Source organism: Pseudarthrobacter sp. MDT3-1, from assembly GCF_054510755.1.
Genome location: NZ_JBTNDX010000028.1, coordinates 1 through 25,927 on the forward strand (window position 1 = coordinate 1; position 25,927 = coordinate 25,927).

Annotated in this window: 20 protein-coding genes; 4 read left to right on the top strand and 16 right to left on the bottom strand. The window is 64.5% G+C overall.

The features are described 5' to 3' along the window. Window positions 1-320: 320 nt before the first annotated feature. From ACX80X_RS17655 to ACX80X_RS17665, 3 genes are read right to left on the bottom strand one after another with little or no spacing between them, the layout of a single operon-like run. Complete coding sequence (locus ACX80X_RS17655; protein WP_252599703.1) at window positions 321-4,028, bottom strand: 1,4-alpha-glucan branching enzyme; 3,708 nt, start codon at window positions 4,026-4,028, stop codon at window positions 321-323. A 1-nt stretch (window position 4,029) separates the two neighbouring features. Next, window positions 4,030-5,826, bottom strand: coding sequence for a maltose alpha-D-glucosyltransferase (treS, locus tag ACX80X_RS17660; protein ID WP_252567160.1), 1,797 nt, complete (start codon window positions 5,824-5,826; stop codon window positions 4,030-4,032). After that, window positions 5,823-7,904, bottom strand: a complete 2,082-nt coding sequence (locus ACX80X_RS17665) for an alpha-1,4-glucan--maltose-1-phosphate maltosyltransferase (protein WP_308293042.1) — start codon at window positions 7,902-7,904, stop codon at window positions 5,823-5,825. The genes treS and ACX80X_RS17665 overlap by 4 nt, the downstream gene beginning before the upstream one ends. 152 nt (window positions 7,905-8,056) lie before the next feature. Between ACX80X_RS17665 and glgP the strand changes: the two genes are divergently transcribed. Continuing rightward, complete coding sequence (gene glgP / locus ACX80X_RS17670; RefSeq protein ID WP_252599704.1) at window positions 8,057-10,675, top strand: alpha-glucan family phosphorylase; 2,619 nt, start codon at window positions 8,057-8,059, stop codon at window positions 10,673-10,675. A gap of 60 nt (window positions 10,676-10,735) precedes the next feature. On the opposite strand, the gene ACX80X_RS17675 is transcribed toward glgP, so the two are convergent. The 9 genes from ACX80X_RS17675 to ACX80X_RS17715 form a co-directional block, all read right to left on the bottom strand. Then, window positions 10,736-11,092: a barstar family protein gene (locus ACX80X_RS17675; protein ID WP_252599705.1), complete on the bottom strand. Its 357-nt coding sequence runs from the start codon at window positions 11,090-11,092 to the stop codon at window positions 10,736-10,738. Window positions 11,093-11,100: 8 nt separating this feature from the next. Further along, window positions 11,101-11,586, bottom strand: a complete 486-nt coding sequence (locus ACX80X_RS17680; protein WP_459312888.1) for a guanyl-specific ribonuclease — start codon at window positions 11,584-11,586, stop codon at window positions 11,101-11,103. An 18-nt stretch (window positions 11,587-11,604) separates the two neighbouring features. Then, window positions 11,605-13,716 (bottom strand): glycogen debranching protein GlgX, encoded by a 2,112-nt coding sequence (glgX, locus tag ACX80X_RS17685; protein WP_459312890.1) that lies wholly within the window; start codon window positions 13,714-13,716, stop codon window positions 11,605-11,607. Window positions 13,717-13,970: 254 nt separating this feature from the next. Then, window positions 13,971-15,332 (bottom strand): integrase core domain-containing protein, encoded by a 1,362-nt coding sequence (locus tag ACX80X_RS17690; protein ID WP_459312892.1) that lies wholly within the window; start codon window positions 15,330-15,332, stop codon window positions 13,971-13,973. Window positions 15,333-15,666: 334 nt separating this feature from the next. Then, window positions 15,667-16,656: a 23S rRNA (guanosine(2251)-2'-O)-methyltransferase RlmB gene (gene rlmB, locus ACX80X_RS17695; RefSeq protein ID WP_252599708.1), complete on the bottom strand. Its 990-nt coding sequence runs from the start codon at window positions 16,654-16,656 to the stop codon at window positions 15,667-15,669. A gap of 68 nt (window positions 16,657-16,724) precedes the next feature. Beyond that, complete coding sequence (cysS, locus tag ACX80X_RS17700; protein ID WP_459312894.1) at window positions 16,725-18,182, bottom strand: cysteine--tRNA ligase; 1,458 nt, start codon at window positions 18,180-18,182, stop codon at window positions 16,725-16,727. Between the two features lie 44 nt (window positions 18,183-18,226). Beyond that, on the bottom strand, window positions 18,227-18,751 hold the full coding sequence (gene ispF, locus ACX80X_RS17705; RefSeq protein WP_252599710.1) for a 2-C-methyl-D-erythritol 2,4-cyclodiphosphate synthase: 525 nt from the start codon (window positions 18,749-18,751) through the stop codon (window positions 18,227-18,229). Window positions 18,752-18,753: 2 nt separating this feature from the next. Continuing rightward, window positions 18,754-19,560, bottom strand: coding sequence for a 2-C-methyl-D-erythritol 4-phosphate cytidylyltransferase (gene ispD, locus ACX80X_RS17710; protein WP_104063333.1), 807 nt, complete (start codon window positions 19,558-19,560; stop codon window positions 18,754-18,756). 133 nt (window positions 19,561-19,693) lie between these two features. Beyond that, on the bottom strand, window positions 19,694-20,176 hold the full coding sequence (locus ACX80X_RS17715) for a CarD family transcriptional regulator (RefSeq protein ID WP_026266570.1): 483 nt from the start codon (window positions 20,174-20,176) through the stop codon (window positions 19,694-19,696). 269 nt (window positions 20,177-20,445) lie between these two features. Here ACX80X_RS17715 and ACX80X_RS17720 point away from each other — a divergent pair, with 269 nt between their 5' ends. Further along, window positions 20,446-20,991, top strand: coding sequence for a hypothetical protein (locus ACX80X_RS17720; protein WP_252599826.1), 546 nt, complete (start codon window positions 20,446-20,448; stop codon window positions 20,989-20,991). A 105-nt stretch (window positions 20,992-21,096) separates the two neighbouring features. Here the strand turns inward: ACX80X_RS17720 and ACX80X_RS17725 are convergent, their stop codons facing one another. Continuing rightward, the gene (locus tag ACX80X_RS17725; protein ID WP_056342479.1) at window positions 21,097-21,777 is read right to left on the bottom strand and encodes a response regulator transcription factor; all 681 of its coding nucleotides are present in this window, start codon (window positions 21,775-21,777) and stop codon (window positions 21,097-21,099) included. Then, window positions 21,774-22,982: a sensor histidine kinase gene (locus ACX80X_RS17730; RefSeq protein ID WP_252599827.1), complete on the bottom strand. Its 1,209-nt coding sequence runs from the start codon at window positions 22,980-22,982 to the stop codon at window positions 21,774-21,776. Before ACX80X_RS17730 ends, ACX80X_RS17725 begins: the two co-directional genes overlap by 4 nt. 202 nt (window positions 22,983-23,184) lie before the next feature. On the opposite strand from ACX80X_RS17730, the gene phoU reads away from it, so the two are divergent. After that, on the top strand, window positions 23,185-23,838 hold the full coding sequence (gene phoU, locus ACX80X_RS17735) for a phosphate signaling complex protein PhoU (protein WP_252599712.1): 654 nt from the start codon (window positions 23,185-23,187) through the stop codon (window positions 23,836-23,838). Between the two features lie 76 nt (window positions 23,839-23,914). Here phoU and ACX80X_RS17740 read toward each other — a convergent pair whose 3' ends face one another. Then, window positions 23,915-24,661 carry a phosphoglyceromutase gene (locus ACX80X_RS17740; RefSeq protein WP_252599713.1) on the bottom strand — a complete coding sequence of 249 codons (747 nt, stop codon included), beginning with the start codon at window positions 24,659-24,661 and terminating at the stop codon, window positions 23,915-23,917. A gap of 78 nt (window positions 24,662-24,739) precedes the next feature. On the opposite strand from ACX80X_RS17740, the gene ACX80X_RS17745 reads away from it, so the two are divergent. Beyond that, window positions 24,740-25,564: a class I SAM-dependent methyltransferase gene (locus tag ACX80X_RS17745; RefSeq protein ID WP_252610855.1), complete on the top strand. Its 825-nt coding sequence runs from the start codon at window positions 24,740-24,742 to the stop codon at window positions 25,562-25,564. Between the two features lie 6 nt (window positions 25,565-25,570). Here ACX80X_RS17745 and ACX80X_RS17750 read toward each other — a convergent pair whose 3' ends face one another. Then, window positions 25,571-25,921 (bottom strand): DUF2516 family protein, encoded by a 351-nt coding sequence (locus tag ACX80X_RS17750; protein WP_056342490.1) that lies wholly within the window; start codon window positions 25,919-25,921, stop codon window positions 25,571-25,573. Window positions 25,922-25,927 lie beyond the last annotated feature (6 nt).

Consider the following 25,927-nt stretch of genomic DNA (forward strand, 5'->3'; position numbering starts at 1 on the left):
ACTTGGCACACTATTGAGTTCTCAAACAACAGACACACCCGGCACCACCACAACCAACATATCGGCCGTGGATCGCTCCGGAGCAACTTTTCAAACTTACCCGCTGGTCTCACTCTTGTCAAACCGGCATCCGCGACGTTCTCAGCCTGAGGCTTTCGTGTCGGTTTTTTCGGTCTGACTCCGTGGAGCAGCGCGGAAATAAACTCTACCACCACTTTGCCGGGATGGCCAACCAAGCCCCGAACAGCCCCCTGAACCCCCACCCTGAGGGCGGCAAAAAGCCCGGAATCTCAAGGAATTCCGGGCTCTTCGCCGCGCACTTAAGAGAGCGGGTTCACACTTTTCGGTCCGCCGGCCGCCAAGGGAACGGGTTTGAAGTACGCCGCACCCAGGGGCGGCAGCGTCACGGTCAACGATGCCGGCTGGCCATCAAGCCCTTCGTCCAGGGCAATCAGCTCGCCGCCATTCAAAACACCTGAACCGCCGTAGGCCGCAGCATCAGTGTTGAGCACTTCGGTCCAGGCCCCGGCAGCGGGAACGCCGAGGACATAGCCCACATGCGGCCCGCCGGAGAAGTTAACGGCGCACACCAACGGATTGCCGTCCTTGTCCCAGCGGACAAACGTCAGGACATTGCGGTCGGCGTCCCCACCGTTGATCCACTGGAAACCACCGGGCTCGTTGTCCCGAGCGTAGAGGGCCGGCGTCGAGCTGTAGAGCTCGTTGAGGTCCTTGGTGAGGAGCTGCAATCCGCGGTGCGCCGGAATGTCGGCCAGGTACCAGTCCAGTCCATGCTGCTCGGACCATTCAGCCTCCTGGCCGAATTCGGTGCCCATAAAAATGAGCTGCTTGCCCGGGTGCGCCCACTGGTAGGCAAAGAAGGCGCGCAGGTTGGCCAGCTGCTGCCAGCGGTCCCCCGGCATCTTCCGGAGCATGGAGCCCTTGCCGTGCACTACTTCGTCGTGGCTGATGGGGAGCAGGAAGTTCTCGGTGAACGCGTAGACCATCGAGAACGTCAACGTACCGTGGTGCCACTTCCGGTTGATCGGGTCCTCGGAGGCGTACTTAAGGGAGTCGTGCATCCAGCCCATGTTCCACTTGAGCCCGAAGCCCAGGCCGCCGTGGCTTGTGGGGGCGGTGACACCGGGGAAAGCCGTGGACTCTTCGGCGATCATCACCGCGCCCGGGTGGGTCTTGTAGACGGTGGCGTTGACTTCCTGGAGGAAGGAAATGGCTTCCAGGTTCTCGCGTCCGCCAAAGCGGTTGGGCGACCACTGCCCGTCTTCGCGCGAATAGTCCAGGTACAGCATCGAGGCCACCGCATCAACCCGGAGTCCGTCGATGTGGAACTCATCAAGCCAGTACAGCGCGTTGGACACCAGGAAGTTCCGCACCTCGGTGCGGCCGAAGTCGAAGATCAGCGTTCCCCAGTCGGGGTGCTCGCCCAGGTTCGGGTCGGCGTGCTCGTACAGGGGTTCGCCGTCGAACTGAGCCAGCGCCCAGGCATCCTTGGGGAAGTGCGCCGGAACCCAGTCCAGCAGCACGCCGATTCCGGCCTGGTGCAGGGAATCCACCAGGTACCGGAATTCGTCCGGATGGCCAAAGCGCGACGTCGGCGCAAAGTAGGACGTCACCTGGTAGCCCCAGGAGCCGCCGAAGGGATGTTCGGCCACGGGCATGAACTCAACGTGCGTGAAGCCCAGCCACTTGACGTAGTCCACCAACTCTTTGGCGAGCTCGCGGTAGCCCAGGCCAAGGCGCCAGGATCCGAGGTGGACCTCGTAGGCGCTCATCGCCGAATTGTGCGGGTCACGCTGGGCGCGTGCCGCCATCCATTCGGCGTCCTTGAAAACGTAGGACGGTTCCACCACCCGGGACGCCGTCAGCGGCGGGACTTCGGTGCCGAAGGCCAAGGGGTCCGCCTTTTCGACCCAGTGCCCGCTCTTGGACTTGATCTCGAATTTGTAGCACGCCCCTGCTAAAACGCCGGGAAGGAAGACTTCCCACACGCCCGAGGATCCCAGCGAGCGGAGCGAATTTTCGCGGCCGTCCCAGGCGTTGAAGTCACCTTTGACGCGGACCGCCTGCGCGTTCGGTGCCCAGACGGCAAAGGAGACGCCGTCAACATCGCCGAGGGAGGACTTGTAGTGCTGGACGTGCGCGCCCAGGACTTCCCAGAGCTTCTCGTGCCTGCCCTCGCCGATCAGGTGCAGGTCCACTTCACCCACGGTGGGCAGGTAACGGTACGGCTCATCCACCGTCAGGGGCGCGGCACCGGCGTAGGTGACTTCCAGCCGGTAGTCGGGGACGTGGCCGGCCTGCAGCGGTTCGAGGACTGCCACCCATACCCCGTTGTTTTCGTGGGTCATGGGCACTGAGCCCACGGCAGTCACCACGCTGACTGCCTCCGCGAGGTGCTTAAGCGTTCGGACCGTCACATGGCCGTGGTCGTCCAGGTGGGCGCCGAGCACTGAGTGCGGCGCGTGGTGTTCGCCGTTCGCCACGCGGGCCAACGTGTCCGGGTCCACGTGAAGAGGCACCCGGGGCCGGTCTGTACGTGCTGAGCCTGTCATTTTCATACCTTCCGATGCTGCTCCGGCCTGATCGCCGGAGCCTTTAACGCTGAGGAGCCGCCTGGACGCATTCGTTGGAATGGCCAGCCAGTCAGGTCTGTTCCGCAATTCATATACGACTTCATAAAGGGCCTTGTCCAGCCACAATGCCACAAAGAGCGGTGAAGTCCGGTCGATGGTGCCGGGTGTGACTGCGGCATAGCCGGCAAGGAACGCGTCCGCGCAATCATCGACCCAGGACGCCGGAACGCGCGCACCCTGATATTCGCGTTCCGCCGCGCCTGCCGCATAGTCGAAGGAACGCAGCATTCCCACCACGTCCCGGAGCGGAACATCGGGGAAGTTGCGTTCGGCGATGGGCCGCAGTGGCTCACCTTCAAAATCAAGGATGGCCCACCGGCCGGGCTGGCCGCCGTGGCCGGGGACCTGCAGGATCTGGCCGAGGTGGAGATCGCCGTGGATCCGCTGCAGCGGCCCTGCGGGCACGCCGTCGAGCTCGCCAAGCAGAGCCCCTAGCGCGTCGTCGTAAGGCCCGACGGCGGCACTGGCTTCCGCCCATGCCTGCCGGACCCGCTGGGCTACTCCTGGCGCAATGAGCTGACCCGGGGCCGGTTCAACCGCTGTGCCGAGTGCTTCCGCCAGCCGCCGGTGGACTGTGGCTGTGGCAGCGCCCAGGGCATGCGCCTCGGCGGTGAAATCAGCACCGGTGCGCGCGGCATCCACGGCAAGGCGCCAGGCATCGCGGCCGCCGGCGAGGAATTCGTGGGCTACGGCAAGCTCGCCCTGCGATGGCTCCTGTGCCGGGAGCCCCGATGACGCCGGCGCTTGCCATTCCCCGCGGACCCACCCCAGCGTGGCCGGAACCTCGAAGGTGCCCTGGGCCGTCAGTGCCGCCCCTACCTCGACCTCAGGGTTGATCCCTTCGGAGAGGACACGGAAGAATTTCACGATCGCCGCGGACTCGCCGTCGTCAACAATGACAGAGCTGTTGGACTGCTCGCCGGACAGGACTTTGACCATTCCGTGGGCGGTAGGCAGTCGGTGCTCCGACCGGGTGCGGTGGCCCGTCGCCGAGCCCGTGTTCGAGCCCGCTTCGGACCGGATCAGCTCCAGCCAGGAGGACACAAAGGATGGATCGTGAACGGCGTCGTAGATCCAGGCCATGCCGGCCTCGGGAGCCTGGCCTACCAGTGCCCGCTCCGCTCCGGCAAGCGGACTTGCCCGGTAACTCAGCGGGACCTGGACCACGTCAGTCCGGAGACCGCCGTCGGCCGTCCGGGAGGAAACAGCCAGCAGGAAGATCTCCAGCCGGGCCTGCCCGGCGGCATCTTCAAGGCTCAGGCTGCCTGCCTGTTCCAGCGAAAAATCGGCTGTCTTCACGGGGAACCACCGCTGGCGCGGAAGCCATTCGCGGAGGACGGCGCTTAGTGGGGCTGTGAGGGTGGGCTGGGCCATGTCAGTTCTCGATGGACAGGATGGGCAGTGCCTGCGTGTACGGGGAGGCTGGATTGGACGTCGCCGAGCGGACCCGTAGCCAGAAGAAATCATGGCTTCCCAGGGTCAGCGTCAGTGATCCGTCGTCGTCGATCCCGGGGAACGGCTGACCCCCGAACACATCGCGCAGCCCGCGGCCGGCAAACTGCGGAATCCGCAGTTTTGCCGCGACGGGGTGCTGCGAAAGGTTGAAGGCGCACAGAATGGTTTCGCCGGGCAGCCCTGCAGTGTTGTCATCCGACAGTTCGCGAAGATACGCCACCACGGCGTCGTGGTCGGCTTCGACATGTTTGAACGCGCCCAGCCCGAAGGCAGGGTGGTTCTTGCGGACGCTGAGGATCTGCCGGGTCCAGCGGAGCAGGGAACCGGAGTGGGCGGCCTCGGCTTCCACATTGGCCATGCCGTAGCTGTACACCAGCGACTGGATGACCGGCAGGTAGAGCTTGCCGGGATCAGCGTTGGAGAATCCTGCGTTACGGTCCGGGTTCCACTGCATGGGGGTGCGCACAGCATCGCGGTCATCGAGCCAGATATTGTCCCCCATGCCGATCTCGTCCCCGTAGTACAGGAACGGGCTGCCAGGCAGTGACAGCAGCAGGGCATTGATCAGTTCGATCTCGGCCCGGGAATTATCCAGCAACGGTGCAAGCCGGCGCCGGATCCCGATGTTGGCGCGCATCCGGGGGTCCGGGGCATACCAGCCCAGCATCGCCGCACGCTCGTCGGCCGTGACCATCTCCAGCGTCAGTTCATCGTGGTTGCGCAGGAACGTTCCCCACTGCGCCCCTTCGGGGATCTCCGGGGTGTCATGCATGGTCTCGATGATCGGAGCGGCCTTCTGGTCCCGCAGGGCGTAGTAGAGGCGCGGCATGATGGGGAAATGGAAGGCCATATGGCATTCGGGCTCTTCCGCTGTTCCGAAGTACTCCACCACCTCGTTGGGCGGCTGGTTGGCCTCGGCGATGATGACGCGGCCCGGGTAGCCTTCATCCACCATGGCCCGCAGCTTGCGCAGGAAGTCATGGGTGGCCGGCAGGTTTTCGCAGTTGGTCCCCTCTTCCTCGAAGAGGTACGGGATGGCGTCCGCCCGGAAACCGTCGATGCCCTGGTCCAGCCAGAAACGGACCACGTCAAAGAGCGCTTCGATGACCTTGGGGTTCTCAAAGTTCAGGTCAGGCTGGTGGCTGAAGAAGCGGTGCCAGAAGAACTGCCGGCGGATGGGGTCGAAGGTCCAGTTGGACTCCTCCGTGTCCACGAAGATGATGCGGGCGTCCTGGTACTTCTCGTCAGTGTCGCTCCACACGTAAAAGTCGCCAAAGGGACCGTCCGGGTCCTTGCGCGATTCCTGGAACCAGGGGTGCTGGTCCGAGGTGTGGTTCAGCGGCAGGTCAATGATGACCCGGACGCCGCGGGCATGGGACTCGGCCACGAGCCGCTTGAAGTCGCTGATGGTCCCGAACTCATCCAGGACGGAGTTGTAGTCCGAAATGTCATAGCCGCCGTCACGCAGCGGCGACTGGAAGAACGGCGGCAGCCACAGGCAGTCCACGCCAAGCCACTGTAGGTAGTCCAGCCGGTCGATCAGGCCGGAGAAGTCGCCCGAACCGTCGCCGTTCGCATCCGCGAAGGCCCGCACCAGCACCTCATAGAACACAGCTTTCCGATACCAGAGCGGATCGTGGGCCAGGCCAGGGGCGTTCAGCTCAAAGGTGCTCTTGGGGGTGAAATGCTGGCTGGAACTCTGCGGGTTAAAGCTCACTGATGCAATCTCCTCACGCTCAGGATGTGGGCGGGTTCAACGTGCGCGTCCAGGCGAACGTAGTTGTATTCGCCCCATTCCCAGGATTCACCGGAAATGAGGTCATCCACCCGGAACCCGCCGTTGGGCGACAGATCCTCGGGGTCCAGTTCCAGCGCAGCCAGATCCAGTGAAATGGTGCTCTCCCTGATGGCGTGCGGATCAACGTTGACCACCACAATGATGGTGTCCTTGGTGCCGTCCGGCAGGGTCTTGTGCTTGGAGTACACCACCGTGGCGTCGTCGGTGCTGTGGTGGACCGTGAGATTCTGCAGGTCCAGCAGCGCCGGGTGGTTGTGCCTGATTGCGTTGAGCCTGGTCAAGTACGGCGCCAGGGTCCGGCCTGAGGCAGCGGCAGCGTCCCAGTCACGGGCTTTGTATTCGAATTTCTCGTTGTCGATGTACTCTTCCGCGCCGGGGCGGGCAACATGCTCATAAAGTTCGTAGCCGGCATAAACGCCCCACAGGGGGCTGGCGGTGGCGGCCAATGCGGCGCGGATCTTGAACGCCGCCGGACCGCCGAACTGCAGGTATTCCGTGAGGATGTCCGGCGTGTTGACAAAAAAGTTGGGCCGGAAGTACGCCGGCGACTCGTGGCTGACCTCCGTGAAGTAGGTTTCGATTTCCTTTTTGGTGTTCCGCCACGTGAAGTAGGTGTAGGACTGCTGGAAGCCCGCCCGGCCCAGGGCGTGCATCATGGCAGGGCGCGTGAACGCTTCCGCGAGGAACACTACGCCAGGGGTCTTCTTGTTGACCTGGCCAATGAGCCATTCCCAGAACCACACCGGTTTGGTGTGCGGATTATCCACCCGGAAGATCTTCACGCCATGGCTGACCCACAGCAACACGACCCGCAGGATTTCCTTCGCAAGCCCTTCCGGATCATTGTCGAAATTGAGCGGGAAAATGTCCTGGTATTTCTTGGGCGGGTTTTCCGCGTACGCGATGCTCCCGTCAACCCGGGTAGTGAACCATTCCGGGTTGGACTGCACCCAGGGGTGGTCCGGCGCGGCCTGCAGCGCCAGGTCCAGGGCGACTTCCAGGCCCAGTTCGTTGGCGCGGGCAACAAAGGCGTCGAAGTCCTCGAACGTGCCCAGTTCCGGGTGGATGGCGTCGTGGCCGCCCTCCTTGGCGCCGATGGCCCAGGGCGAGCCGGGATCATGCGGGCCGGCAATCAGGGTGTTGTTGGGGCCCTTTCGGTGCTGGATACCGATGGGGTGGATCGGCGGCATATAGAGAACGTCGAAGCCCATTTCCGCCACCGCGTCCAGCCGCTTCGCCGCGGTCCTGAAATTCCCGGACGTCCATGCCCCGGTGGTGGCGTCCCTGACGGCGCCTTCGGACCGGGGGAAGAATTCGTACCAGGCTCCACGGCCTGCGAGATCGCGCTCCACCAGCAGCGGGAACTGCTCGGAAACGGTGATCAGTTCGCGGATCGGCTGGCGGTCCACCACGGCGGCGACGTCCGCGCCGAAGCCGGCTGCCAGACGCTCCTCATCGGTGAGGGACCCGTTGCCCAGAATGGAAGACGCCATGCGCAGGGTACGCCGGTCCGACGCATTGCGGGAGGCGTCGGCGGCCGCCTCCGAGAGCAGCGCCGATCCTTCGGCGAGCATCAGCTCAACGTCGATGCCTGCCGCCACCTTGACTTCGGCGTTGTGGTGCCAGGTTCCGTAGCGGTCGTGCCAGGCCTCGATGAAAAACGTCCAGTTTCCAACGGCCGACGGCGTGAGGATGCCCTCCCAGCGGTCGGTACCGAGGCCGCGTTCCCCCCTGGGCGGCGCCAGCCTGACGCGCTGGCGTTCCTTCCCGCGGGGATCCAGGAGGACCGCGCTGACACCCAGTTGGTCATGCCCCTCCCGGAAGGCCGTGGCGCCCACCACAATTCCCTCCCCCGGCAGGGCCTTGGCAGGATACTTCCCACTCTCCACCACAGGCTGCACTGCAGTGATCGGAAAACGGCCAATTCTTAGCCCGTCGGTGATTTGGCCTTTCGGCTTTTTCTTTGAGGCGGCAGGGGTTACTGAGTTAGTCGTCACAGGCTCGACGTTAGCGAGAAATGGTCCAGATTGCTAAGCCTGCGCTGCTTTTTGTCGCGGCGATTCGACTTATCCGCCACGCCAACTGTCATTTACCTAAAAGAAAGCCAAAGCAGTTCCAGACGTTGATGTTGTCGGTTAGTGTGGCGCAGGTGAAGGCAATCCGCAGATTTACCGTCAGAACAGTCCTCCCGGAACCCATCAGGCCGCTGGCCCTGTTGGCCACCAACCTCCGCTGGTCCTGGCACCGGCCCACCCGTGAACTTTTCGCTGGCCTGAACCGCCGCATCTGGGAGGAATCCGGCCAGGATCCCGTCAGTTTCCTGGGCCGGGTCAGCCGCGAAGAGTTCCAGCGCCTCGCCGCCGACCCCTCGGTAGTGAACCAGGTCCGCGCCGCCGCCGAGGACCTTGACCGGTACCTTGAGCAGCCCCGCTGGTACCAGAGCCTGGGCGAGGATGCCCCGGCCGCCATCGCGTACTTCTCCCCCGAATTTGGCATCACCGAAGTCCTGCCGCAGTACTCCGGCGGCCTGGGCATCCTGGCCGGCGACCACCTCAAGGCCGCCTCGGACCTGGGTGTGCCCCTGATCGGCGTTGGCCTGCTGTACCAGGCTGGTTACTTCAAGCAGTCACTCTCCCGCGACGCCTGGCAGCAGGAAACGTACCCGGTACTCGACCCTGACGGCCTCCCCCTCACTCTGCTTCGTGAACCGTCCGCCGACGGCAACGGCCGGCCTTTGCAGATCTCACTCCCGCTCCCCAACGGGCGCCGGCTGCTGGCACACATCTGGCGTGCCGACGTCGGACGCGTTCCCCTCTTGCTGCTGGACTCCAACGTTCCCGGCAACGACGACGCCGCGCGCGGCATCACCGACCGCCTCTACGGCGGCGGCGGAGACCACCGGCTGCAGCAGGAGCTCCTGCTGGGCATGGGCGGAGTCAAGGCGCTGCGCGCGTACCAGCAGCTCACCGGAACCGCCGCGCCCGAGGTGTTCCACACCAACGAGGGCCATGCCGGCTTCCTGGGGATTGAGCGCATCCAGGAACTGATGGCCGGCGACGCCGCCCTCAGCTTCGACGAAGCCCTCGCCGCCGGCCGGGCGTCCACGGTCTTCACCACCCACACTCCCGTTCCGGCCGGCATCGACCGTTTCGAGATTTCCCAGATCCACCACTTCTTCCAGGCCGGGCTTGCGCCCGCGGTACCCGTGGACCGGATCCTGGAACTGGGCCGGGAAAACTACGCCGACGGCAACCCGTCAGTCTTCAACATGGCGGTGATGGGACTCCGGCTGGCACAGCGGGCCAACGGCGTCGCCAAGCTCCACGGCGAGGTATCCCGCGGGATGTTCTCGGCCCTGTGGCCCGGGTTCGACCACTCCGAGGTGCCCATCACGTCCGTCACCAACGGCGTGCACGTGCCCACGTGGGTCGACGGGCGCATCTCCCAGCTCGCGAGGGAACAGTTCGGCACCGAGGCCGAAGCCCTGGGCCGCTGGGACCTTGCCTACAACGTCAGCGATGCCGACGTCTGGGCGCTGCGCCGTGAAATGCGCACAGCGTTGGTGGAGGACGTACGCCGCCGGCTCCGGGCTGCGTGGAAGAAGCGCGGCGCCGCCGACGCCGAGCTGGGCTGGACCGACAACGTCCTGGACCCCGACGTGCTGACCATCGGCTTCGCCCGGCGCGTCCCCACCTACAAGCGCCTGACGCTGATGCTTCGCGAGCCGGACCGGCTCAAGGCGCTGCTGCTGCATCCGGAACACCCGATCCAACTGGTGATCGCCGGCAAGTCCCACCCGGCAGATGATGCCGGGAAGAAGATGATCCAGGACCTGGTCCGCTTCACGGACGACCCCGAGGTCCGCCACCGCATCGCCTTCCTGCCGAACTACGACATCGCAATGGCCAGGACGCTGTTCCCGGGCTGCGACGTGTGGCTCAACAACCCGCTCCGCCCCCTGGAGGCCTGCGGTACGTCGGGCATGAAGGCCGCCATCAACGGTTCGCTGAACCTTTCTGTGATGGACGGCTGGTGGGATGAAATGTACGACGGCGAGAACGGCTGGGCGATCCCCACCGCCAACAATGACGCGTCCCCCGAAGAGCGGGACGACATCGAGGCCGCGGCACTGTATGAACTCCTGGAAACCCAGGTGGCGCCACGCTTCTACGGGAACACGGTGTCTGACAGCGCCGGTGCTGCCGGACCGTCCACCACGGGCACCGAGAAAGTCCCGACGCACTGGGTGTCAATGATCAAGCACACGTTGTCCCATCTGGGACCGGCCGTTTCCGCGGAGCGCATGCTGCACGACTACGTCAACGTGCTCTACCGGCCCGCCGCCGAGGCCGGACGCAGGGCCGTTGCCAACTCCTACGCCCAGGCCCGTGTGCTGGCGGCATGGACTGCCAAGGTACGTTCGGCGTGGCCTCTGCTGCACGTCGAACATGTGGACTCCGTGGGCGTTTCCGAGGACCCGCAGATCGGGGACACCCTGCAGGTGAACGCCTACATCGCGCTGCACACCCTCTCACCGGAGGACGTGTCCGTGGAGGTGGCTTATGGCCGTGCCGAGGAAAGCGACACCCTGGCGGACGTCACCCTGATGGAGTTGAACTCGAAAGAGGACCTGGGCGAGGGGCGCCACCTGTTCAGCGGCTCGCTGGTCATCGACCGCTCCGGTCCCTTTGGCTACACCGTCCGCGTCCTGCCACGGCACGAGGCATTGGCTTCCAAGGCGGAGCTGGGGCTGATCGTCAACGCCTGATCCGTTTCCAGATATCCGGCGTTCGTTTTGTGGCAACTGCGCGGCGGTTGTCGACGTTAGTTACAGGAGGACGGCCGTGACCGCGAGGTCACGGCCGGCGTAGCTTTCGGCATCCTGGAGGACCTCGCAGATGATCCCGAAGGACCTGTCCCCCCGGAACGCCGCGGCCACCTGCCAAAGGATTGTGACCGGCGCGCTACCGTTCTCGCCGATGCTGTCCGCGAAATCGTGCAGGGAGTCGTTCAGGGCGTCCATGTTCACGCCGTAATGTTCAGGAAAGGCAAGCACTCCGCCGAAGGTTTCCAGGACAGCCTTCTTGCTGTCGGCGGCGGGGACCACCAGGCTGCGGCGGCCGTCGTCGGCAACCTGTTCCTGAAGTTCTTCGATGGTCCAGGTGTCGGCGGAGTAAATTTTCATGAGGGTGTTCAGCCGCCTTCTGCGATGAATTTGAACGAGTCGTAGTGGTCCTGCGTGTAGTATTTCTCGCCCTCGGCGCCGGTGACGATGCGGCGGGCTCCCCGGTCGGATTCACCCGGGGTGGGCACGGTGTACTCGCGGTAATAGCCTGAGCCCTGCCGCGGGAGAATGCGCTCGAAGTTGCCGAACGTCTTGTTGTCCTGGCTGTAGCCGTAGGGGCCGCCGGCACGGATGGCAGCGAGGGTAGTCCGCGCTTCGGCCGGCAGCAGGGATTCCTTGATCGCGGGCAACCCGGACGGGTTGGCGGGGACTACCGCCGGGGCCGGAACCTCCGCAGGACCCTGGACGGGAGCGCCCGGGACCGGGGCCGCGCTGGAACTGGCTGCCGGCGTCGTACTTCCCGTTAGAGTCTCAAGGAGCCCGGGGCCGCCGAAAGCGAACGCCGCTATGGCCAGCAGCCCGGTCAGCAGCAGGGCAATGGAGCGGTTGCGCAATTTTGGTCCCCTCCGCAGTTACGTGCGGTAGATGTTAATCGAGTTCGCCTCGATGCTGTCCGTCTCGCCGGACGCCACGCGGCTGCCCTGTCGAAGCTCGTGAAGCGGCGACGTTGTCAGCCGGAGTTCGAACATCCTGCGGGGCGTTCCGTCGTCGTTCTTGAGTTCCGGAAGGGTGATGTTCACGTCGGAGCCGCTGCCGTTGACCACTACGAGGCCCGCCAGCGTGCCGTCGTCCGAGCCAAGCAGGAGCTGCATGACCCGGTGCCGGGGATCATTCCACTGATCCATGGACATGGGTTGTCCGGCGTGATCAAACCAGTAGATATAGGACTGCTCATCCCGAGAGGGAAAATCATGGGGTTGGCTTGCCAGGAACTCCTTGCGCAGCCGGACGTAGCGCTTTGTGCTGCGGAGCATCTCTGCGGATTCCGGCGTACGCGTCCAGTCGAGCCATGCCAGTGGGTTGTCCTGGCAATAGGCGTTGTTGTTTCCCTGCTGCGTGCGTGCCAGCTCGTCGCCGGCGGTGATCATGGGCACACCGAGCGAAATCAACAGGGACGCCATGAGGTTCCGTCGGGACTGCGACCGCTGCGCCAGGATGCTCTCGTCCTCGCTCCGGCCTTCGAAACCGTGGTTGTAGCTGCGGTTGTCCCCGTGCCCGTCCCGGTTCTGCTCGCCGTTCGCCTCGTTGTGTTTTCGGTCGTAGGACACAAGGTCGTTGAGCGTGAAGCCGTCGTGTGCCGTGATGAGGTTGACCGACGCCAGCCTGGAACGGCCCGACGCTTCAAAGAGCCCGGCAGACCCGGACAGGGCATCAGCCAGCCGCGCCACGGACCCGCCCTGCCCGCCGGCTTCGATGGCCGCCCGGTCGGCAAGCCAGAAGGAGCGGACGCCGTCCCTGAAGTGGTCGTTCCAGTCAACCCAGCCGCCCGGGAACCGTCCCGTCTGCCAGCCGCCATAGCCGACGTCCCAGGGCTCGGCGATCAGTTTTACGTCAGACAACACGGGATCGGCGGCCACAGCCACCAGGAACGGGTGGCGGGGATCAAACTCGTTGTCCGCGTTCCGGCAGAGCGTCACGGCCAGGTCGAAACGGAAGCCGTCGATGTGGAATTCGTCCACCCAATACCGGAGGGAATCCAGCACCAACTGGACCACCCTGGGCTGGCCGAAATTCAGGCTGTTGCCGCAGCCCGTAGTGTCGATGTACTTCCCGTGGCTATCCGTTCTGTAGTACGTGTCCTCACCGAGTCCGCGGAAGCTAATGGCCTGGCCGTCCGGGCCGCCCTCGGCAGTGTGGTTGTAGACGACGTCGAGAATCACTTCCAGCCCTGCCGCGTGGAGCAGCTTGACCATTCCCTTGAACTCGTCCTGGACGGCGTGCGGTCCGGCATCCCGCGCCGCCTGCGTCGCATAGGCTGCGTGCGGTGCGAAAAACGCGGCCGTGTTGTAGCCCCAGTAGTTGGTCAGGCCGAGGTTCTGCAGGTGCAGCTCATCGAGGTGGAAGTGCACCGGGAGCAGCTGGACAGCGGTAATGCCCAGGCTCTTGAAATGCTCGATGATGGCCGGATGAGCCATTCCGGCGTAGGTGCCACGCAGCTCCTCGGGGACATCGGGATGCAGCATGCTCTGGCCGCGGACATGAGCCTCGTAGATGATGGTGTTCCGCCACTGCGTCCGGGGACGTTCGTCGGTGCCCCAGTCAAAATCGCCGGCCATCCGGACGCTCGTCAGGAAACCCTCCCGCTGGTCCACCGCCCGGCCGTAAGGATCGAGCAAAAGAGGCTGCCCGCCGTCGTCGTCCAGGTCCACGATGGGGACCGCCAGCGGCAACGGGTCCGCCTTGGACGTGGCACGGAAACCGTACAGCGATCCGTACGGGAAATCCTCAACAATTCCATGGTGCACGCCGTGCGTGACATTGGGCAGGGTCTGCAGATGCCACTCGCTGCCCGGGGCCTTGTAGGCAATCTCAAGGTTCTCCACGGCCGGGGCGTACACGGCGACGTTGGCGCTGGACTGCACGCCGTAATCCGCTCCCGATCCCGGGCGCGGGACGCTGACACCTAGCGGATATGCCGAAGAGGCATCCCTGGTGGAAGCGGTATCGAAAAGCGGCATGACCATCACGTCCATGGTAGCGGCCAACGGCTGTTGAGCTGCACCGGCGCTTTTATGACGTCACCCGGACCCACCGCAGTCCAACGCTCTCGCAGTTTTCGCGCCTTAAACAGAAACGCTCTCTCACCAGTTTAAGTTGACCGGTGGGAGAGCGTTTCTGTTAAACCTGTGATCTCTCAGGACATCGGTGACAGTTCTGCCTCACGACTTCGGTGACATTTGGTGTCTCAGCACATCGGTGACGGTTCACCTTTCACGCGCTACCTGCGGAACCGGGTGAGGGACTTGCTGATCCCGAGGTATCCGGTGCCTTCTGATGGCCACGCGTATTCCGCGATGACCTCGCCTTCGGTGTTGGCGAACATGACACCCTCCTGGTCCCAGACAGCAACGACGGTTCGTCCGCCCATCCGCTTGGTCAAGGAGAACAGGGTCCTGCCAATATTGACGACGCCGTTGGAATAGACCCGGAGCTTCTGGCTACCGGTGGCTGCCGGGTGAGAAATGCTGCCGGTGATTTTCTCGATCGCACTGGTTTCGAGATCGGTTTCCGTTTGCAGACCGTTCGTGGTGCTGGGATCCGGCGCTTCCGTTCCGGCATCCACCACCGGTTCGACAAGGCCCGGATCCACCGGCGCGGGTGCGTTGGCTTCATGATGAACCGCGATTGGTTGCGGCCTGGGCGCATCGGCGACGGCCGTGGCGTCCCATGACTGCCGTGGAGTGATGCGCCCGGGCAGCCCCTGGTGCGGGCGTTCGGTGTTGTAGATCAGGTCAAACCGGTCAACCATCTCCTGCAACTCGTGATGTGTTGCCGCGAGGGGTTGCTTGTCCAGCCACCGGAACAGAGTCTGGTGGAACCGTTCGTTCTTCCCCTGCGTGGTTGGTTTGTATGGTTTGCCGGTGATCGCCTTGACCCCGAGCGAGGTCACGTAGGTGACCAGTTGACCTTCGACTCCACGGCGTGAGGGGTTGAGAGCAGCCCCGTTGTCGGTGAGCAATCGTTGCGGCACCCCATGGGAGGCGATGCCCTTTTTCACGACCGCCAGGGCCGCCTGGCTGGTTTCACCGGAGGCCACGTGGGAGGCGACAGCGAGGCGGGAATGATCATCCTGCAGCTGGAAGATCACGCACTTACGCCCACCGGTCAGCACGTACTCGGTCGCGTCCAGTTGCCAGCACGCGTTCGGGGCCGGGTAGACGAACCTGCGGTACGAGGCCCGGGGTTTCTTCGTCGGCTCGGACCGGGCAACGTTCTTTTCCCGGAAGATCCGAGCCAGCGAAGCAGGCGAGGGTGCGTGCATCCCCAGGGACACCATCTTGTCGTGCACGCTGATCGGCCCGTGATCCAGACCGGAGGACTCCAGGGCCGCACGCACCTTCAGCGCCTCTTGCTTCAGGTCCTCGGAGAGCCGGGTTGGAGAGATTTTTGGGCGGCGTGAGCGCGGCTCCAGCGCCGCGGCTTGACCCTCGTCACGCGCCCTGGCCCGGATCGCATAGAACGTCTTGCGGGTGATGTCGTGCTCGGCGCAGAACGTGCTGACAGCGCCGCGTGGTGCGTCATCAGGCCACTGGGCGATGGCGAGGCGGATACGGGCGTTGACAGGCTCATTCTTGTTCACCCGTCATTCTTTGCCGCCGCCACGGGCCGCTCAGTAAACCGTTAACACCCGGGAAGTGTCACCACCAAAACCCGCGGAACTGTCACCGATGTGTTGAGGCAGAACTGTCACCGATGTCTTGAGACATAACACGTTTCTGTTAAACCCACCAAAGGTGAGAGAGCGTTTGGCAGGACGACGATACAGCCGTTGCGGCCGTTTTGCCAGGGAGCGCATCGCCGACCAGAGCCGAAGAAGGCCGCCCGCGGCCGAATGAGGCAACGGGAGGTGTCTAAGCGACGGCAAAGCGGTCGCGGCGGCGACCCCGCTGCCGTGCCGCCTCCCGCACCGAGGACTACTTGACGGCGCGCTGCCTCGAGATTTCGTACAGGGAGATGCCAACGGCCATGGAGGCGTTGAGCGATTCCATGGCGGAGTTAATCGGGATGGAGACGATCTGGTCGCAGTTTTCGCGGACCAGGCGGCTCAGGCCCTTGCCCTCGGAACCGACCACAATGCAGACGGGCTCGGCGGCCAGGGTGAGGTCAGGCAACGAAACGTCGCCGTCGCCGTCGAGCCCCAGGACAAAGATGCCCATGTTCTTGAACTGCTTCAGGGCACTGTTCAGGTTCGCGGCGCGTGCCACCGGAACACGCACGGCAGCGCCGGCGCTGGTCTTCCAGGCCGAGGCTGTGACGCCCACGGAGCGGCGTTCCGGGACGACGACGCCGTGGCCGCTGAAGGCCGAGACGGAGCGGATGATGGCACCAAGGTTGCGGGGGTCCGTGATGCCGTCCAGGGCAACGAACAGCGGGGCGTTGGATACGTGGCCCTTCTTCCAGCGGTCCACGGTTTCCTCGGCCAGGTCATAAGCGTCCTGGTACTCGTACGGCGGGATCTGCAGGACCAGGCCCTGGTGGATGGCGTCATCCGTCATGCGGTCAAGTTCGGGCTTGCCGGTCTCGAGCAGCGGGATTCCGCGTTCGGCGGCGATCTTCAGCGACTCCTTGACCCGGTCATCCATTTCAATCCGGATGGCGATGTGCAGGGCCTTCGCGGGGATCCCGGCGCGGAGGGCTTCCACCACGGAGTTACGGCCGGTGACGACTTCCTCGGTGGCGCGGCCCTTAGGACCCGTGCGGGAGGCGCCGGCGCTGCGGGCACCCGTGCCGCGCTTGGCGGCCGAACGTTCGGCAAGCTGCTTGCTCTTGTGCGCCTTGTGGTACGGGCGGTCCTCCGCCTTGGGCGTGGGACCCTTGCCTTCCAGGGCCTTACGGCCATGACCACCGGTTCCGATGGTTGGCCCCTTCTTTGCTTTGACCGACCGGCGACCGTTGTTGGCCATGATTTTCCACCCTTGATTGTTTGACTGAGTCTGCTTACCAGTCTACTGAATCAAGTAAAATCGCCCGTTCAGTCCCGTTGCAGGCTCCAGGTAGCGCCGTTTGGGCCATCTTCGACGACGACGCCGGCCGCCTTCAGCGTGTCGCGGATGGCGTCAGAGGCAGCCCAGTCCTTGGCGGCCCGGGCCTGGGTGCGGGCAGCAAGCTGGGCTTCCACCAGGACGTCGAGGGCGGCCGATTCCCGGGTGTCCGACGCCGGGCCGGACGCCACCGCATTCAGGCCCAGGACCCGCAGCATGTCATGCACGCTGTGCAGCGCCTGCTGTGCGTCCTCCAGCTTCCCCTCCGTCAAGGCAGTGTTGCCGGCACGGACTGTTTCGTGGACCACGGCGAGGGCCTGCGGCACGTTGAGATCGTCATCCATGGCGTTCTCGAACGCCTCGGGAACCTTGCCATAGGTGGCGAAGGTGTAGTTCCCACCGGCAGCGAGGGCCCGAACGGCGCGGCTGATGAAGCCGTCAATGCGTTCGACGGCGGCCGCGGCCTCGTCGAGCGATGTGGGGCGGTAGTCCAGCACTGAGCGGTAGTGGGCCTGCCCGAGGTAGTAGCGGACCACCCGCGGCGACGCGATGTCCAGCATCTCCGAAGGGCTTATGGTGTTGCCGATGGACTTGGACATTTTCTCGCCCTGGTACGTGACCATGCCGTTGTGCATCCAGAAGTTGGCGAACCCGTGCCCTGCGGCCTGGGACTGCGCCATTTCGTTTTCGTGGTGCGGGAAGCGCAGGTCCAGTCCGCCGCCATGGATATCAAATTCGGTGCCGAGGTACTTGGTGACCATGGCGGAGCATTCCAGGTGCCAGCCCGGACGTCCGGCGCCCCAGGGCGAGGCCCAGCTCGCCGTCGTCGGCTCTCCTTCTTTGGAGCCCTTCCACAGCGCAAAGTCGCGGGGGTCCTTCTTGCCGCGGGGATCCGCGTCCGGGGCGCCCTGCATGTCGTCAATGTTCTGGCGCGTCAGTGACCCGTACTTGTCCCAGGACCGCACGTCGAAGTAGACGTCGCCGGAATCGTCCAGCGCCGGGTAGGCGTGGCCCCGGTCGATCAGCTGCTGGATCAGCTCATGCATTTCGGGGATATGGCCGGTTGCCCGTGGCTCATAAGTGGGCCGGGAAACGCCGAGCGTGTCGTAGGCCTGCAGGAACGCCTGCTCGTAGCGGTAGGCCAGGGCCCACCATTCCTCCGCGCGGACAGCGTCCGGTCCGGCTTCGAAGTCCGGGCTGAACGATTCGGCAGACTTGGCGAGGATCTTGTCGTCGATGTCCGTGACGTTGCGGACCGCGGTGACCCGCAGCCCCCGGTACTCGAGCCAGCGGGTGAGCTGGTCAAAGGCGATCGCCGAGCGGATGTGGCCTACGTGCGGCATGCCCTGCACGGTGGCTCCGCAGTAGTACAGGCTCGCTTTTCCGGGGACGAGGGGAACGAAGTCACTGACTTCGGCGGACGCGGTGTCATAGAAGCGGAGAGTCACCGCTCCAGATTAGCGGAAAAGGCCTGTGTGCCGGCCCCCGCGCGTTATCCGGCCTGAACAGCGCTGGGTTGAATCACCGGATAGACCAAAGCGGTGGCGACGGCGGAAATCCCCTCGCCCCTGCCGGTGAAACCGAGTCCGTCGCTGGTGGTGGCCGTGACACTGACCGGCGCCCCTGCCGCCTCGCTCAGCACGCGTTGGGACTCTTCCCGCCGCGGGCCGAATTTGGGCCGCGTAGCCACGAACTGCACTGCCACGTTGCCGATCTCAAAGCCAGCCGCACGGACAATCCTCGCCGCCTCGGTCAGGAGCGTGACGCCGGAGGCTCCAGCGAACTCCGGACGGTCGGTGCCGAAATGCGTGCCGAGGTCCCCGATGCCGGCGGCCGAGAACAGGGCGTCAGCGGCGGCGTGGGCCACCGGGTCCCCGTCCGAATGCCCGGCCAGTCCACGCTCGCCTTCCCAGAACAGCCCGCCCAGCCAGAGCGGACGGGGAAGGTCAGGGGACGCGTACGCATGGACATCCAGACCGATACCCGTGCGCGGCAGGATCATCTTGGCTTCACTCATGCCTAACCCTCCACCCAGCGGATGCCCAGCGGGCCTTCCAGCAGCCCCTCGGCAATGATCAGGTCCAGCGGCGTGGTGATTTTCAATGACTGTGTGGAGCCATGGACGGCGTGCACGGGAACTCCCAGGAGTTCCACCAGCATGGCGTCGTCGGTGACCGCGGCAGCCTGTTTCTCGTCAAAGTCCGCCGCTGCCTGATGGGCCTGGATCAGTGTGGACAGGCGGAACCCTTGGGGCGTCTGGACCGAACGGAGCTCCTCCCGCGGCGCGGTCCCGGTCACGAGTTCCGGAGCGATGCTGCTGTCGTCACCGGTCGTGGGGGTAACCATCTTCACCGTATCCACCACCGGTACGGCAGGAATCACTGCAACGGCGCCGGCAGCCAGGGAATCGACGACACGGTGGAAGACATACTCGGGCGTCAGCGCCCTGGCGGCGTCGTGGACCAGCACAGCTTCGGTGCCGTCCAGCAAGGCCGCCAACGCCGACCGGACGGAAGCGGCACGGGTGGCACCGCCGTCGACCGTTGTCAGCACGGGAAGCGGGTTCTCCTGGTTGGCATCGTGCCCCGCCCGGAGTTCCTCGGCGAAGGCCGCGCACAATTCCTGCAGGACCGTATCGCCGGGCGGCAGGGCAACACAGATCTGCCGTGCGACGCCGGCGGCAGCGACGCCCCGGAGGGCATGCGTAAGTATGGCGTCACTCCCCAGCGGCACGCGCGCCTTGGGCATGCCGTAACCCAGCCGCTCACCGGAACCTGCGGCCACAATGACGACGGCGGTGACGGGGCGGGGAAGTCCGTTGTTCATGCGGTCCAGCCTACGTGCCCGCCTGCCCGGCGTGCCTAATCCCACCTGCGCGACGCGCCTGCCGCTGAGGGCTGGACCGAAAAAGGGCAAAAAGAAACCCCGGAGGCACTTGCGTACCCCCGGGGCTCAATTCTTAGGAAGCCAGGACCTCGTCGAGAACGCTTGCAGCCTTCTCTTCATCAGTCTTTTCAGCCAGTGCAAGTTCTGAAATCAGAATCTGACGGGCCTTGGCCAGCATGCGCTTCTCACCTGCGGAAAGGCCCCGATCGTGATCGCGGCGCCAGAGGTCGCGAACAACCTCTGCTACCTTGATGACGTCACCGGAAGCAAGCTTCTCCAGATTTGCCTTGTATCTGCGCGACCAGTTGGTGGGTTCTTCAGTGAACTCAGCCCGGAGAACATCAAATACGTGCTCCAGACCTTCCTTGCCCACTACGTCACGGACCCCAACAAGGTCAACGTTCTCTGCTGGAACTTCAATGGTCAGATCACCCTGAGCCACCTTGAGCTTGAGATACATTTTCTCTTCGCCCTTGACAGTGCGCATCTTGATTTCTTCAATTTTTGCAGCACCGTGGTGAGGGTAAACTACTGTCTCGCCGACCTCAAATACCATGTGGACATTCCCCTTTCCCGCAGACCAGTTTATCACGATTCAGGCATATGACTGGCCTCGAACCGGCCCCGGAACCCCGGAAATACGCGGAAAATGGGCAGAATAGACCCCTTCGCCCCCTTGACGAATGCAGATAATAGTGCATGTGCGGCCTGCTGCCAAGGGCAATATGACCGTGCGGAATCCTCGTTTGGCCCGGTTTGCCGCTAGGCTATGGCTGAATAATGTTTCAAGACTCTCGAGGAGTACGTGACGTGCGTTTCACTGCGATGAACCGGGCCCAGGGCGGCAAACTGGCACTGGCGGCAGGTTCCCTGGCCCTCGCCCTGGCGACGATGACCGGCTGTGGCTACATCAACCCCCAGCAGACTTCTCACCAGTACGCGGCGTCGGACGGTATCCGCGCCGACCTGGGTCCGCTGCAGCTGCGAAACATGCTGGTTGTCTCCGCCGGCGCAGACAAGCCCGGCCGCCTGCTCGGCGCCGTTTACAACTCCTCTTCCCAGGACGTCAAGCTCACGGTCAACGGGGCCGAGGGTTCACAGACGCAGGTGCCGGTGAAAGCCAACTCCTACACCCTGCTCAACGACTCCACGGATGAAGCCATCCTCAGCACGAGCGGCGGCATCGCCGGCTCCCTCGTCGATGTGAAGATCACCGAAGACGGCACCAACGTGAGCAAGACTGTCCGCGTGCCTGTCCTGGATGGTTCCCTCGCGGAGTACAAGGAGTACCTGCCGGCCGGCAGCGAACCGACCGGATCCGCCACACCCAGCCCGTCGCCGTCGGCCACCGGCACTGGTGCGGCCCACTAAGCAGCAGCAAAGCACAAAAGGAGGGGCTCCCCACGGGGAGCCCCTCCTTTTGTGCACTTGAAGTCTGGTGCGCCTGATGCCCGGCGTGCCATACGGCGGAGAGGCCTACGGCTCGAACTTGTAGCCCAGGCCGCGGACGGTTACCAGGAAACGCGGTATGGACGGGTCGGGCTCGATCTTGCCGCGCAGCCGCTTGACATGCACGTCCAGGGTTTTGGTGTCCCCCACGTAGTCCGAACCCCAGACCCGGTCGATCAGCTGGCCGCGGGTGAGTACGCGGCCGGAGTTGCGCAGCAGCATTTCCAGCAGCTCGAACTCCTTCAGCGGCAAGAGGACCTGCTGGCCATCCACGCTGACCACATGCCGTTCGATGTCCATCCGGACAGGGCCGGCCTGGACTGTGGCCGAGATCAGTTCCTCAGGTTCACCTTGCCGGCGGAGTACGGCCCGGACGCGGGCCACCAGCTCGCGGGAGGAGTAGGGCTTGGTGACGTAGTCGTCAGCGCCCAGCTCCAGGCCAACCACCTTGTCAATCTCTGAGTCCTTGGCCGTCAGCATGATGACCGGAACGCTGGAGCGCTGCCGCAGCTGGCGGCAGACCTCGGTGCCCGACAGGCCGGGGAGCTGCAGGTCCAGCAGCACCAGGTCCGCCCCGTTCCGGTCGAATTCGGTGATGGCGTCGAGGCCGTTGTCCACCACTTCTACCTCGAACCCCTCCTTGCCCAGTAGATAGGACAACGGATCACTGAACGATTCTTCGTCTTCGACAATCAAAATCCTGCTCAAGCGCTAGCTCCTTGCTCATGTACACCGCGTTCTTTTCTGCGCACGGGTACGGCTGGTTCTTTGACACCTGCGGTATCCGGTGCGTCCTGGCTTTCCATCTCAGGCAGCCGCAGGGTGAAAGTGGAACCCTGGCCGGGCCGTGACCACAATGTCACTTCACCGCCGTGGTTGGAGGCAACGTGTTTGACGATGCTAAGGCCCAGGCCCGTTCCGCCAGTGTGGCGCGAACGCGCCGCATCCACCCGGTAGAAGCGCTCAAACACGCGCTCCTGGTCCTCCGGGGTCAGCCCCTCGCCCTGATCCGTGACCGACACTGCGATCAGCCCGTCCTTTGACCGGACGCCCACGCCCACCCTGGTGTTCTCCGGGGAGTAGCGGATGGCGTTGTCGATCAGGTTACGCAGGGCGGTAACCAGCAGGTCCCGGTCACCAAAGACGGTGGCCTTAACCCGCTCCCCCACCACGATCCGGATGTTCTTGCTTTCAGCGGGGAGCTGGGAACGGTCCACCGCTTCAGTGATGACCGCGTTGATGTCCACGGCCTTGCCCTCTTGGGACACGCTGGCACCTTGGAGGCGAGACAGCTCGATGATGTCCTGGACCAGGGCGGCCAGCCGGCTTGACTCCTTGTGCATGCGCTTGGCGAACCGGCGGACTGCTTGTTCGTCGTCGGCCGAGGACTCCAGTGCCTCGGCCAGCAGGGAAATTGCGCCCACCGGGGTCTTCAGCTCGTGGGACACGTTGGCCACGAAGTCGTTGCGGATCTCTTCCGTGCGGGTAATTTCGGTGCGGTCGTCGGCCAGAAGCACGATATATTCCTCGCCGAGCATGGCCGCCCGGACCTGCACGATGATGGTGCCGTGGCCCAGCGGACCCCGCTGCAGCTCAAGCCGTTTTTCCAGGATCACGCCGTCGCGCCGCACACCGGCCGTCATGTCCAGAAGTTCTTTGTGGACCACCGTGTGGCCGCGCACCAGTCCGTATGCATAGGCTGCCGGGCTGGCGCGCACCACGCCGTCCACCGCGTCAACCACCACAAAAGCCCGTCCGACGACGGCCAGCACTTCCGCGGCGCCGGCCGGCAAAGCGAGTTCGTCCACGTCGACGTCAACAAGCTTTCGCTGCTTTTCACTGATCCTGAAGGCGAGCACGCCAAAGGTGCCGAGCGACAGGCCGACCAGGCCGGCGATGACACCGATGAGCATAGGATCCACAACTCCAGCTTAGGCCGTGGTTCCTGTCGAGACGGTGCGTCATGGCCCATTACGGGGACGGTTCAGCTAACGTTCATCTACAACCGACTAATCGTTTACCGCACGCTGACAAAGTTATATGTTGGAGTGCCGAATGGCGACATGAGTTCCGTCTGCCACCCGAGGGGCGGAGTTCCAAAGAAAGGACGCCCACGTGCGTAAGGTTTTTCAGGAAGAGCTGACCCAGGTGGGTGAGCAGCTGGTGGAGATTTCGCGGTTGGTCAGCGAGGCATTGGCGAAGGCCTCGACGTCCTTCCGGGTTGCCGACGTTGATCTGGCCGAGGACGTCATCGCCGCGGACGCCCGTATCGACTTTTTGCAGACCAGCCTGGATGAGCGCGCTATCGACATCCTCGCCCTGCAGGGGCCGGTGGCCAGCGATCTGCGGATGATCGTGGGCTCCCTGCGCATGAGCGCTTCCCTGGAGCGGATGGGGGACCTGGCCCGCCACATTGCCCAGCTGGCCCGGCTGCGTTTCCCGTCCACCGTGATCCCTGCATCCATGACGGAAACGTTCAACAAAATGGCCGAGCAGGACCAACTCATCGCCGACAAACTTATTGTCCTGCTGGAATCCCGGGACCTCGAAGTGGCCCGCGACATCCACAAGGCCAACAACACCATCGACGATCTCCACCTGAGCGTGTTCAAGGCGATCGCCGCCCCGGACTGGGCCGAGTCCCCCGCCACCACCGTTGACGTGGCCCTGGCCAGCCGCTACTTCGAACGGTTCGCTGACCACGGCGTGTCCGTGGCCCGCAAGGTCACCTACCTCGTCACCGGCGAATGGCAGGGGCAGGGCTTCTAGCCGCTCCCTAAACCACATACGACGGCGGGCCGGTCACCTCAGGTGACCGGCCCGCCGTTGAACGTTAACTACTGCTTTATTTCTTGCCCTGGTTCGCCACTGCCAGGATGGCTTCCGCAGCGGCGTCCGGGTCCAGGTAGGTGCCGCCCGGCTTGATCGGCTGGAAGTCCTCGTCCAGGTCGTAGACCAGCGGGATGCCCGTGGGGATGTTCAGGCTGGCGATGGCGTCGTCGCTGATGCCGTCCAGGTGCTTGACCAGGGCGCGCAGCGAGTTGCCGTGGGCGGTGACCAGGACGGTCTTGCCGGTTTTGAGGTCTTCCTTGATGTCCGACTCCCAATAGGGAAGCAGGCGGACCAGGACATCCTTGAGGCACTCGGTGCGGGGCAGTGCGTCGCCGAGGTCCGCGTAACGGGGGTCGCGGGCCTGGGAGAACTCGGAGTCGTCGGCCAGGGGCGGCGGCGGGGTGTCGTAGGACCGGCGCCACTCCATGAACTGCTCCTCACCGTATTCGGCCAGGGTCTGTGCCTTGTCCTTGCCCTGCAGGGCACCGTAGTGGCGTTCGTTCAGGCGCCAGTCCCGCTTGACGGGGATCCAGCCGCGGTCGGCCTTGTCCAGGGAAATGTTGGCCGTGTTGATGGCCCGCTTCAGGAGCGAGGTGTAGAGGACATCCGGGAGAAGATCGTTCTCAACCAGGAGCTCGCCGCCGCGTGCTGCTTCCTCGCGGCCCTGGTCGTTGAGGTCAACGTCCACCCAGCCGGTGAACAGGTTCTTGGCGTTCCATTCGCTGTGGCCGTGGCGCAGCAGAATCAGCTTGTAAGTCATGATTTTTATCCTAGCCGAGGCACGGCGCCGCCCGCCTTGCGTTACAAGGGCCCTGCGTTACAAGGATAGGGTTGGGCAGTGGTGCAAAAAGCTGAACGCGTGAGCGCTCCCCATGGCCGGAGCGGCAGGCCGGTCGGAAACGTCACACGGGGCACCACCAATCCCAACCGGATGCGGCGGGTGGACCGCTGGCTCACCGGCCCCCAGGCCTGGCGCCTGCGCGCTGCCGAAGACCCCCTCGTGGTTGACCTAGGCTACGGCGCAACGCCGGCCACCGCCGTCGAACTCTTTGAACGTCTCCGCGCAGTGCGGCCGGATGTCCGCGTGTGCGGAATCGAAATCGAGCCGGAGCGCGTCCGGATCGCCAAGGCGCTCGAGCGGCCGGGGCTGAGCTTTCAGGTGGGCGGTTTCGAATTGCCGCTGCCCGGGCACCCCGTGCTGGTCCGCGCCTTCAACGTCCTGCGACAGTACGAAGAGGCCGATGTGGCGGGGATCTGGCGGCTGGTCCAGGGCCGGCTCGCCCCCGGCGGGCTCTTTATCGACGGTACCTGCGATGAAATCGGGCGGCGGGTGACGTGGGTTGCCCTCGACGCCGAGCGGCCGTTGTCACTGAGCATGTCCGTGCGGTTCGGCAGCTTTGACCTACCATCGGAAATTGCCGAGCGGCTGCCGAAGGCGCTGATCCACCGCAACGTTCCGGGAGAGCCTGTCCACCGGTTGATGCAGGCCATGGACCGGGCCTGGCTGGAGTCGGCGCCGCTGGCGTCATTCGGCAGCAGGCAGCGCTGGCACGCCATGTGCAGGGCACTGTCCGACGGCGGGTGGCCGGTTCAGGACGGCCCGTCGCGGTGGCGCCTGGGCGAACTAACGGTGGCCTGGGACGCTGTGGCGCCGTCGGTCTAGTGGTGGTCACCAGCCGCCATAGGGCCCCGTATTACGGCTACCGCCGCGGCCCGCGTCCTTGACCGCTGGCCGGACGTCTGCGAGGTAAATGGACGCTGCCACCACGGCGGCGAGCCCAAAGAGGCCAAGCGTGCCGAAGATTCCGCCGCTGCTGAAGAGCGAGATGGCGCCGATCAGGGTGGCGCCGCCGGTCAGTGCCAGCCAGAAGGTCTTGGTTCGTTTTCCGGTCGCTTCAAAGGCGGCGGACTTGTGCCTGACGCAGTCCAGCAGAGCCCACACTTCAAGTCCGAATGCCACCAGGGCAAGGATAAAAAACACTGCCAGCTCTACAGGCCGAATTATCAGTTCACCGTCCACCGTCCA